The sequence below is a fragment of the Marinobacter sp. UBA2498 genome (assembly GCF_002341575.1).
GTDB lineage: Bacteria > Pseudomonadota > Gammaproteobacteria > Pseudomonadales > Oleiphilaceae > Marinobacter > Marinobacter manganoxydans.
Map to the genome: position 1 here is coordinate 37,336 of NZ_DDOI01000071.1, position 10,305 is coordinate 47,640.

Annotated in this window: 7 protein-coding genes and 1 pseudogene; 1 reads left to right on the forward strand and 7 read right to left on the reverse strand. The window is 59.0% G+C overall.

The annotated features are described in order from the left end of the window. Positions 1–28: 28 nt before the first annotated feature. The 4 genes from pstB to B2W52_RS10255 form a co-directional block, all read right to left on the reverse strand. On the reverse strand, positions 29–916 hold the full coding sequence (pstB, locus tag B2W52_RS10240; protein ID WP_041645688.1) for a phosphate ABC transporter ATP-binding protein PstB: 888 nt from the start codon (positions 914–916) through the stop codon (positions 29–31). Between the two features lie 11 nt (positions 917–927). Beyond that, positions 928–2,202, reverse strand: coding sequence for a phosphate ABC transporter permease PstA (pstA, locus tag B2W52_RS10245; protein WP_053113208.1), 1,275 nt, complete (start codon positions 2,200–2,202; stop codon positions 928–930). Next, a complete protein-coding gene (gene pstC, locus B2W52_RS10250) occupies positions 2,195–3,583 on the reverse strand; it encodes a phosphate ABC transporter permease subunit PstC (RefSeq protein ID WP_008172968.1) in 1,389 nt (462 codons plus the stop codon). The genes pstA and pstC overlap by 8 nt, the downstream gene beginning before the upstream one ends. Before the next feature lie 137 nt (positions 3,584–3,720). Further along, entirely contained in the window at positions 3,721–4,761 is a 1,041-nt protein-coding gene (locus B2W52_RS10255; protein ID WP_008172969.1) for a substrate-binding domain-containing protein, read from the reverse strand. A gap of 197 nt (positions 4,762–4,958) precedes the next feature. Here B2W52_RS10255 and B2W52_RS10260 point away from each other — a divergent pair, with 197 nt between their 5' ends. Next, the gene (locus tag B2W52_RS10260; protein ID WP_008172970.1) at positions 4,959–5,363 is read left to right on the forward strand and encodes an acyl-CoA thioesterase; all 405 of its coding nucleotides are present in this window, start codon (positions 4,959–4,961) and stop codon (positions 5,361–5,363) included. Positions 5,364–5,375: 12 nt separating this feature from the next. On the opposite strand, the gene B2W52_RS10265 is transcribed toward B2W52_RS10260, so the two are convergent. From B2W52_RS10265 to B2W52_RS10275, 3 genes and pseudogenes are all read right to left on the reverse strand, one after another. Next, a complete protein-coding gene (locus tag B2W52_RS10265; protein WP_053113209.1) occupies positions 5,376–6,368 on the reverse strand; it encodes a dihydroorotate dehydrogenase-like protein in 993 nt (330 codons plus the stop codon). Continuing rightward, complete coding sequence (gene nifJ / locus B2W52_RS10270; protein WP_053113210.1) at positions 6,361–9,954, reverse strand: pyruvate:ferredoxin (flavodoxin) oxidoreductase; 3,594 nt, start codon at positions 9,952–9,954, stop codon at positions 6,361–6,363. The genes B2W52_RS10265 and nifJ overlap by 8 nt, the downstream gene beginning before the upstream one ends. Before the next feature lie 110 nt (positions 9,955–10,064). Next, a pseudogene (locus B2W52_RS10275) lies at positions 10,065–10,305 on the reverse strand (tRNA-queuosine alpha-mannosyltransferase domain-containing protein); the annotation flags it as partial.

Here is a 10,305-nt window from a genome sequence, read left to right on the forward strand (position 1 = left end):
TCTTCTCCAAAATTCCTCAGGTCCGGAATCAGCCAAAACGGCCGGTGATGTAGGACTCGGTCAGTTCATGTTCCGGCGAGGTGAATACCTTGTTGGTCTCGTTCACTTCAACCAGGTGTCCCAGGTGGAAGTAGGCCGTACGGTGAGATACCCGGGCCGCCTGCTGCATCGAGTGGGTCACGATAACGATCGTGTAGCTTTCGGACAGTTCGGCAATCAGCTCTTCCACTTTCGCGGTCGCAATAGGGTCCAGGGCCGAGCAGGGCTCATCCATCAGCACCACTTCCGGGCTCACGGCAATGGCACGGGCAATACACAGACGCTGTTGCTGGCCGCCGGACATGCCGGTTGCGTTGGCGTCCAGGCGATCCTTTACCTCTTCCCAGAGGCCGGCCTTGCGCAGACTGTTTTCCACTATCTCGTCCAGATCCGACTTGCGGTTGGCCAGCCCGTGAATCCGGGGGCCGTAAGCCACGTTGTCGTAGATGGACTTGGGAAAAGGGTTCGGCTTCTGGAATACCATACCGACCCTGGCCCGCAGTTCGACCACATCCCGCTTGGGGTCGTAAATGTCGTGGTCGTCCAGTTGCAGGGAACCCTTCACACGACAGATATCGATGCTGTCGTTCATGCGATTCAGGCAGCGCAGGAAGGTGGATTTGCCGCAACCGGATGGGCCGATGAAGGCAATGACTTCGTTACGGCCAATATCAAGGCTGATCTTCTTGATCGCGGGGGCATCCCCGTAGAATACCTCGACATCCCGAAGCTTGAACTTGGGGTCGTCCGAGTAAGGCTTACCGACGGTCTTGCCTTCCTCGATGATGGTTTCAGCGGGCTTCGATTCCTGAACTGGCACGGCAACCTCGTCCGGTTGGGTAACTTCACTGGTAATGGTTGTATTCACACTATTCATCTTGATTCTCCTTACCACCGGCGCTCGAGACGTTTGCGCATCCAGATGGCCAATGCGTTCATACTGATCAGGAAGGCCAGCAGCACCATGATGGCTGCCGACGCTCGCTCAATAAAGGCCAGCTCCGGGCTGCCCGCCCACAGGAACACCTGCACAGGCAGCACCGTCGCCGAATCGAAGAACCCGTCGGGTACGTCCACAATGAACGCCACCATACCGATCAGCAGCAGCGGTGCGGTTTCACCCAGTGCCTGGGCCATACCGATGATGGAACCGGTGAGCATACCCGGCATGGCCAGCGGCAGCACATGGTGCAGAACTACCTGCATCTTGGATGCACCGATACCTTCAGCGGCCTCCCGGATCGAGGGTGGTACGCTTTTGATCGCGGCCCGGCTGGAAATGATGATGGTCGGCAGAGTCATCAACGTCAGCACCAGACCACCAACCACCGGAACCGAACGTGGCATCCCGAACAGGTTGATAAACACCGCGAGGCCAAGCAGACCAAAGATGATGGAAGGAACCGCCGCCAGGTTGTTGATATTCACCTCGATAAAATCGGTGAATTTGTTCTGGGGCGCGAATTCTTCCAGGTAGATCGCCGCGGCCACACCAATCGGGAACGAGAGGATCAGGGTAACGAACATGGTCAGCAGCGAACCGACAATGGCGCCAAGAATACCTGCCTTGGACGGATCACGGGAATCGCCGCCACTGAAGAACACATCATTGAACGATGTCTCGATAACGTCCCGCTCCAGAAGCTCATCGACCCAGGTTTTTTGCTGGTCGTTCAGCTTGATCGAGTAGGCATCATCCCCTGCATGCTTGACGTAGACATCCACATCCGTGTGCGTGAGAAAGGTCATGGTCTGGGTGGTGCCCAACCAATCGGGGTTTGCCTTCAGGGCATCCCGTAGCGTCACCGAGGCGTACGGGTTGATCAGCTCGCGAACCTGATTCCGGTCATCCTCCGTTGCTCCAGGGATCTCCTTGATCAGTGCCTGAACCAGAGGCTCGACAAAATCGGCCATCTTGATCTGACGCTCGTCCGTGGGATCATCCAGATACATCATCTCACCATCCAACTGCACATCCATGGTGATGGTGGTCTTCACGAAGCCGGTATAACCCTTGCCGATGATATCGGTGAACAGGATTAACAGGGCCCCCAGGGCAATGGCGATTGCCATGATGCCGTAGGCGCGGAAACGGCGTTCCTTACGGTAGCGACGCTTGAGCGACTGGCGGACAATCTCCGCCTGTGAACGTTGGTCAGTCATACTGTTCCCGATATTTGCGTACGATTTTCAGTGCAATGACGTTGAGCAACAGGGTTGCCAGGAAGAGCATGGCGCCCAATGCGAAGGCAGCCAGCGTCTTGGCGCTGTCGAATTCCTGGTCACCGGTGAGCAGGGTCACGATCTGCACGGTTACGGTGGTAACCGTTTCCAGCGGGTTGGCCGTCAGGTTAGCAGCCAGACCAGCGGCCATGACCACGATCATGGTTTCACCGATGGCCCGGGAGACCGCCAGCAGAATACCGCCCATGATGCCGGGCAGTGCAGCCGGGAAAATCACCTTTTTCATGGTCTCGGACTGGGTGGCTCCGAGCGCAAGAGAGCCATCACGCATGGCCTGGGGCACGGCATTGATCACGTCATCCGACAGGGAAGACACAAACGGAATGATCATGATGCCCATAACGGCACCAGCGGCCAGGGCACTCTGGCTTGATGCCTCGATACCCATGGATGCGGCCAGATCGCTGATAAACGGAGCGACCGTAAGAGCGGCGAAGAAGCCGTAAACCACGGTGGGAATACCCGCCAGCATTTCCAGTAACGGCTTGACCACACCGCGCACCTTTCTACCCGCGTATTCCGACAGGTAAATGGCCGACAGCAAGCCCACCGGCACAGCCACAACCATGGCAATGGCAGAAATCAGAAGGGTACCTGTAAACAGGGGAATCATCCCGAAGGCGCCCTGAGAAGCCACCTGATCGGCCCTCAGAGCGGTCTGGGGGCTCCAGTGACTACCAAAGATAAATTCGGTGAACGGGACCTTGCCAAAGAAACGAAAAGTCTCGAACGCCACCGAGAAAATGATTCCGACGGTGGTCAATATAGCCAGGGCCGCACAGGCGAAAAATACCCACTTGAGAATGGACTCGACCTGGGAACGGGCATTCAGGCGGGGGCGAATTCTCAACCACCCGAGAAAACCCGCAAGCACGGCAACCGAGATTACAAGACCAGACATCAGGAACCGACTCTGCGTGCGCAGTGCCTGTAAACGCTCGGCGGCCTCAGCTATCGGTGCTTCAACGAAGCCAGGAGGCAAGGCTCCGCTGGCCACATTGCTGATCTTGCTCAACAGCAGGCTCGCCTCACCGTCGGTCGCCGGGATTATACCTTCAGGCAAACCACCAATAACGATCATCTGGATGACTTTGCCCTGGAATGCCGCCCAAAGACCAAGCACGATAAGAGCGGGGATACCGCTCCACAATGCCGCTCGGGCTCCGTAATAAAAAGGCAGGGACTTGAGGTGACGGATCCCACCCAGCGGCATCGCCAACGACCGGGAGCGAGCGTAACCGAGCCAATAGGCCACGATCGCCAGCACCAGAGTCAGTAATAAAAGATTAGCCGGTTGCATGAAAATTCCTGTATTCGACTTCGAATTGGCGCACAGTTTACAGATTCAGCTCTGAACTCGCACCGGATCGTCCAAACGTGCAAAAGGTGCGGGCCTCCAACGAGACCCGCACCTCCATTCTTGACCGGACGACGGTCTTACTTGAGCTCGTCCAGGGTCAGGTTCGGCATGCTTTCTGCCTTGTCCATCAGGTCCATCAAAGCAGCCCGCGGCGGCACGATCAGGCCCACATCTTTCAGGTAGCCGTTCTGGCCCATGGCAGCGTTGCTGGTGAACTCACTGACATACTCCGCAATGCCCGGAACCACACCAACATGAGCTTTCTTCACGTAGAAGAACAGCGAACGGGCCACCGGATACTCATCCGCAGCAATGGCTTCGGCAGTCGGGATCATACCGTTCAGAGTGGCAGCCTGCAGACGGTCTGCGTTTTCTTCCAGGAAGCTGTAACCGAATACACCGTACATGCCGGTGTCGCCAATCAGCTTCTGCACGATCAGGTTGTCGTTTTCACCCGCTTCGATAAAGGCGCCGTCTTCACGAACGCTTTCGCAGATGGAGGCGTGCTCGTCCTTGCTCAGGCTGGCGGCTTCAGGCAGCTCGTCGCAACCAGCGGCGAGAGCCAACTCGTTGAAGGAATCACGGGTGCCGGAAGTCGGGGGCGGACCCATTACACGAATCGGCTTGTTCGGCAGGCTGGAGTCAACATCGCTCCAGTTTTTGTTCGGGTTGGCTACCCACTCGCCGTTAACAGGCACTTTGGAACCGAGGGCCAGGAACAGCTGCTCGAGGGTGATATCGAGGTTCTCAGCTTCTTTAGAGCTGGCGATCACGATGCCGTCAGAACCAATGCGGAATTCGGTGATGTCTGTAACGCCGTTGCTCTGGCAGAGTTCGAACTCGGACGTCTTCATGCGACGTGACGCGTTGGTGATGTCCGGGTGCTGGGTGCCGATGCCCTGGCAGAAAAGCTTGAGACCGCCGCCTGAACCGGTGGATTCCAGCTTGGGTGTGCTGAAGTCGGTCTTGGTGCCGAAACGCTCGGCAACAACTGTGGCGAACGGATAAACAGTTGAGGAACCCACGATGCTGATGGTGTCACGGGCCATGGCTGGTGCAGACATGGCGGCTACGGAGCCGGCCAGTGCTACAGTCGCGAGTGCTTTGTTCAGTTTCATCACGTCATGTCTCCATTTTTTGGTTTGGACGTTTTGTCGGATGTGCTTTACCGATGGGTGCAGACTAATGGCACTCTGTGACAACTTTGTTACAGCTTCTGAAATATAGTCAGGAATGTTCAAATTTGCTTGCAGCGCTGCTTCAGCCCGCTACCATGCGTGTTAAAACAATTCCAGTCTCGCAAGAAGGCAGTACTATGACAGCGTTAGATGATGACAAACCCACGCCCCGTGGCGAACTCACCCTGCAGATTATCCCGCTCCCCTCAGACACCAATGCCAATGGCGATGTCTTTGCCGGCTGGCTGGTAAAACAGATGGATCTCGCCGCGGCGACCATGGCCGGACGGATTTCCCAGGGCCGTAACGCCACCGTGGCCATGGACCGGATGGAGTTCCTGTCACCGTTGCGAGTAGGGTCCCAGGTAGGTTGTTACTGCGAACTCGTCGATATCGGCCGCAGTTCCATGAAAATCAGCGTGGAAGTGTGGACCCTTGACCGCACTGCCAAGAATCCACGTAAGGTCACCGAGGGTCTGTTCGTCTACGTTGCCATTGATGAGCACGGTCGGATCCGCGAGGTGCCGGAGCAGGTTCTCTGACCCTGAGCCGCTCTATTTCCAGCCGTGCAGAAGGCGGGCGTAGTTAAGACGCTCCCAGGTTCGGGCATTGGGGGCGTTCGCCATTGACAGGACGCCCCGGGCTTCCGCCAGCGAGCGGTATCCCATTCCGGAGAGCCGAGCCGTCATTTCCCGGGTAATCCTCGACAGGGCGCCAGTACCCTCCGACAACACGGCCGAGACCACCTGCACAGCGGAAGCGCCCGAAAGAATGGCTTTTGCCGCATCGTCACCACTGTGAACGCCACCCGAAACCGCCATCTCCAGTGTTGTCTGGCCAAACAACATGGCGGCTGCGTGTAACCGCAACGGCAGCTCGGCACTGGTCGACAGCACCACCTCCCGGCTTAACTCCAGCTCATCCAGATCCATATCCGGCTGATAGAACCGGTTGAACAACACCACGCCCCGGGCCCCCGACTCTTCGATACCGGCGACGAACGCAGGCAAGGCCGAGTAGAAAGGCGATAGCTTGACGCTGACCGGAATGCTCACCTGCTCAGCCACTGACCTCACAACCGAGAGTTGTCTCTGTTCCAGTGCCTCCGCTGTTTCCTCCGGATCCGAGGCCAGGTCATAGAGATTCAGTTCGATAGCATGGGCGCCCGCCGCTTCCAGCTCACGTGCATGCCGGGTCCAGCCACCCGCTGAAATACCGTTGAGCGAGGCAATCACCGGCACACCCAGCGAATGTCGCAACAGCTCCAACCGCTGCAGGTAGCTGTCCGATCCCATCTCGAACAACTCGGATTCGGGAAAGAACGATCGGGCTTCGGCGTCCATGTTGATCCGCGAATCAATAAACCGGTGAGCCGCCATTTGCTCCTCCACCAACTGCTCCTCGAAGAGGGAATGCATCACCACGGCACCGGCGCCAGCGTCAACACAGGCCTTCAGCGCGTCCAGGTCATCGGTCAGGGGGCTGGCGCCGACCACAAGGGGGGAGCGAAGCTCCAACCCCAGCCAACGGGTTGCCAATTCAGTCATGACGTTCACCCTTTTCATTGTCAGCGTCAGAAGTTTCATGGGGCTCAAAGTGAATCCCCGCCAGCTGCTTGTAGAGCTCACGCTGTTCAGTGGCCGCCTCCGAAGCCGCAGCCACCAGCTGTTCATAGCGTTGGAGATCCCGCAGCTCCAGCATCCGGAAGCGGGCTTCTTCCTGCATGTAGGCTTTCATGGTGACTTTCTGACGCAGGGAGTCCAATTGCAGGGGCGGCAGCCCCTCGTGAATACGCCGGGGATCAAACCGGTACAGCGGCCAGGCCCAGCTGTCTACCGCCCGCTTCTGCTGTGCGGGCGAGTGCACCAGGTCGTAACCGTGGGCAATGCAGGGGCTGTGGGCGATGATCAGTGCCGGGCCGTCGAAGCTCTCGGCTTCCTGCAGGGCCTTGGTGGTGTGGTTGCTGTGGGATTGCATGGCAATCTGGGCCACGTAGACGTGACCATAACTCATGGCCAGCAGGCCCAGATCCTTCTTCCGGGTGGCCTTGCCGGCAGCGGCGAACTTGGCAATCGCACCCATGGGGGTGGCCTTGGACTGCTGCCCGCCGGTGTTGGAATAGACTTCGGTATCGAGTACCAACAGTTTCACATTCTGACCCGAGGCCAGGGCGTGGTCGAGACCGCCATAACCAATATCGTAGGCCCAGCCGTCGCCCCCTATTACCCAGACACTCTTCGGACAGAGCTCATCGGCCAGACTGTCCAGTTCCCGGGCCTCTGGCGTCTGCTTGTCTGCCAGCCAGTTCCGCAGCTGCTCAATGGCTGTGCGTCTGGCTGCCATTGCCCATTCATCAACGGTGGTGCAGGCGCTGGTCAGCTCCGGGTAGAGTCCGTCAGGTAGTTCTTCCCGGAACCCTTCCAGTAACTGCCAGGCCCGACCGACAAGCTTGTCCAGCCCCAGACGCATGCCCAGGCCCAGTTCCGCCGCGTCCTCAAACAACGAGTTGTTCCAGGTAGGACCACGGCCGTCGGCGTTCACTGTGTAAGGCGTGGTGGGCAGATTGCCACCATAGATCGAGGAACATCCGGTGGCATTGGCAATCAGCAACCGATCGCCCACCAGCTGGGTCAGCAGACGGATGTAGGGTGTTTCACCGCAGCCGGAGCAGGCGCCGGAATATTCGAACAGGGGAATCAGCAGCGGCAGGGATTTGAAGTCCCGGGGGATACGGTCTCTGGGCACAGCCGGCAATTGCCGGAAAAACGCCAGGTTCTCTGCCTCCACCTCACGGTGCGCTTCGATCGGCTGCATATTGATCGCTTTGCGTTTGGGCTGGGTGCGGTCCTTTGCCGGGCAGACCTCGACACACAGCCCACAACCGGTGCAGTCATCCGGCGCCACCTGAATCCGGTAATCCAGGCCCTCCAGTTCAGACGTCTGGGTTTCCGGCACCACCTCGAACGCCTCCGGCGCCCCTTTGACCGACTCGGGCTCAAACACCTTGCTGGTGATCGCGGTGTGCGGGCAAATCATCGCGCAGAAGTTGCACTGCACGCAGAGGTCGGATTCCCAGATCGGGATTTCCAGGGCGATGGTTCGCTTCTCGTACTGGCTGGTTCCCGTTGGCCAGGTACCGTCCGGCGGGAACGCACTGACCGGCAGTTTGTCCCCCTGCCCCTCCAGTAACAGGCGAGTGACTTTCTGCACAAAGTCCGGCGCATTCTCGGGCACCCTTGGCGGTCGGGTGCGTGTTGCCGTCACCTTGTCCGGGACCGGCACCTCATGCAGGTTGTCCAGGGCCGAGTCCACCGCTTCCACGTTGCGGCGCACCACCTCCGGCCCACGGCGGCCCCAGGTTTTGCGAATGGATTCCTTGATATGGGCAATGGCCTCTTCCCGGGGCAGGATATCTGCCAGGGCGAAGAAGCAGACCTGCATCACGGTGTTGATCCGCCGCTCCAGACCCGCCTTTTCCGCCACCTCGGCGGCATCAATCACGAACAGCCGAGCCTTGCGCTCGACCAATACCCGCTGGACCTCGACCGAGAGCCGATCCCAGATCTCGTCCTTTGACCAGGGCACATTGAGCAGCACCGTGGCGCCCTCGGCAGCGTGTTCGAGCACATCAAACCGCTCCAGAAACTGGGGCGCGTGAATGGCGACAAACTGGGCCCTGTTGATCTGGTAACTGGAGCGGATCGGCAGCGGCCCAAATCTCAGATGGGAGACAGTGGTAGCGCCGGATTTCTTGGAGTCATAGACAAAATGGCCCTGGGCAAACAGCTCCGTGCCCTCACCCAGGATCTTGATGCTGGCCTTGTTGCTGCTGACAGTGCCATCGGCACCGAGACCGAAGAACAGCGCCCGGCGGGTTTTCGGGGATTCAATATCCAGTTCGCTATCCACCTCCAGCGAAAGGTGGCTGACATCGTCCCGCACGCCGACGGTGAAGCGGGTTTTCGGCGCTGCCGCTTTAAGTTCGTCGAAAATGGCGCAGACCATGGCCGGCGTAAACTCACGGGAAGACAGCCCATATCGGCCGCCAATCACCCGGGGCAGTACCTTCCGATCCCCCCGGCTGTAGGCCTCCATCAGGGCACCGCTGACTTCCAGCAACAAGGGCTCACCCTGGGCTCCCGGTTCCTTGGTGCGATCCAGCACCGCGAGATGTTCGACGGTATCGGGCAAAGCGTCCAGAAAACGCGACGTGGCAAAGGGCCGGAACAGGCGGACCTTGAGAACCCCGACCTTCTCACCCTGCGCCAGCAGCCACTCCACCGTTTCATGGGCGCATTCGGCCCCGGAACCCATCAGGATGACCACTCTGTCGGCCTCAGGGTGCCCAACATAATCAAACAGACGGTATTGCCGACCGGTGATACCGGCGAAACGGTCCATCACGGCTTCAAGCTTCCCCGGGAATGCCTGATAGAAGGGATTGATGGCCTCCCGGGCCTGGAAGAAGGCGTCCGGGTTCTGGGAGGTGCCGCGAACCACTGGCCGGTCCGGTGTCATCCGGCGGCTGCGATGTGCTTCAACTCCGTCGTGCGATACCAGCGCCTGCAAATCCTGGTCACTGAGCGCCGCAATCTTGGAGATTTCATGGGAGGTGCGAAAGCCGTCGAAGAAATGCATCACCGGCACCCGGCTTTCCAGGGTGACGGCGTGGCCGATGGCCGCAAGGTCCTGGGCCTCCTGTACCGACCCCGAAGCCAGCAGGGCAAAGCCGGTACCGCGGGCACTCATTACATCGGAATGGTCGCAGAAGATCGACAAGGCATGGGTGGCAACGCTGCGCGCAGCAATATGCATGCAGAAGGGCGACAGCTCACCGGCAATCTTGTACAGATTGGGCAGCATCAGCAGCAGCCCCTGGGACGCAGTAAAGGTGGTCACCAGTGAACCGGCCTGCAGTGCCCCGTGCATGGCACCCGCGGCACCAGCCTCGGACTGCATTTCGACCACACTTGGCACCTGCCCCCAGAGATTGGGCTTGCCCAGGGCCGCCCAGTCATCGGCATGCTCGCCCATGACCGAAGCAGGGGTAATCGGATAGATGGCAATGGTCTCGCTCAGGCGATAAGCCACCGAAGACACCGCTTCATTGCCATCGAGGGTATGAAACTCCATGGCCACAACTCCTTGTGGTGAGGCCGAAAGACAGTTCTGAGTCTAGTATCGGCCGGGCCAACCGCAAAGGAACGGGATTGATCTGAGACAGATTTGAGGAAGAAACAGGTTCAGGAACTGGCTGATCCTGCCTGAATCAAATCTTGGAACAGGGAATGATAATCGCCGGCCAGGCTGGATGCCCGCCAATCCTCCGGCGGGCAGGCCAGAAGCTGTCCTTCCAGCAGCTGTTCAAGCGTGTCGGCAACCACTTCAGCCTCCATCGCCGCATTTTCCTGATGACTCTCATAGCGACACAGATCCGGCACGTATTCGCGATAGGCCAGGCGATCCGGCGCCAGTGGCACGCAA

Excerpts from the sequence above, each read along its gene's own strand:
- pstB (WP_041645688.1), bottom strand. The coding sequence starts at position 916 with ATGAATAGTGTGAATACAACCATTACCAGTGAAGTTACCCAACCGGAC.
- pstA (WP_053113208.1), bottom strand. The coding sequence starts at position 2,202 with ATGACTGACCAACGTTCACAGGCGGAGATTGTCCGCCAGTCGCTCAAG.
- pstC (WP_008172968.1), bottom strand. The coding sequence starts at position 3,583 with ATGCAACCGGCTAATCTTTTATTACTGACTCTGGTGCTGGCGATCGTG.
- B2W52_RS10255 (WP_008172969.1), bottom strand. The coding sequence starts at position 4,761 with ATGAAACTGAACAAAGCACTCGCGACTGTAGCACTGGCCGGCTCCGTA.
- B2W52_RS10260 (WP_008172970.1), top strand. The coding sequence starts at position 4,959 with ATGACAGCGTTAGATGATGACAAACCCACGCCCCGTGGCGAACTCACC.
- B2W52_RS10265 (WP_053113209.1), bottom strand. The coding sequence starts at position 6,368 with ATGACTGAATTGGCAACCCGTTGGCTGGGGTTGGAGCTTCGCTCCCCC.
- nifJ (WP_053113210.1), bottom strand. The coding sequence starts at position 9,954 with ATGGAGTTTCATACCCTCGATGGCAATGAAGCGGTGTCTTCGGTGGCT.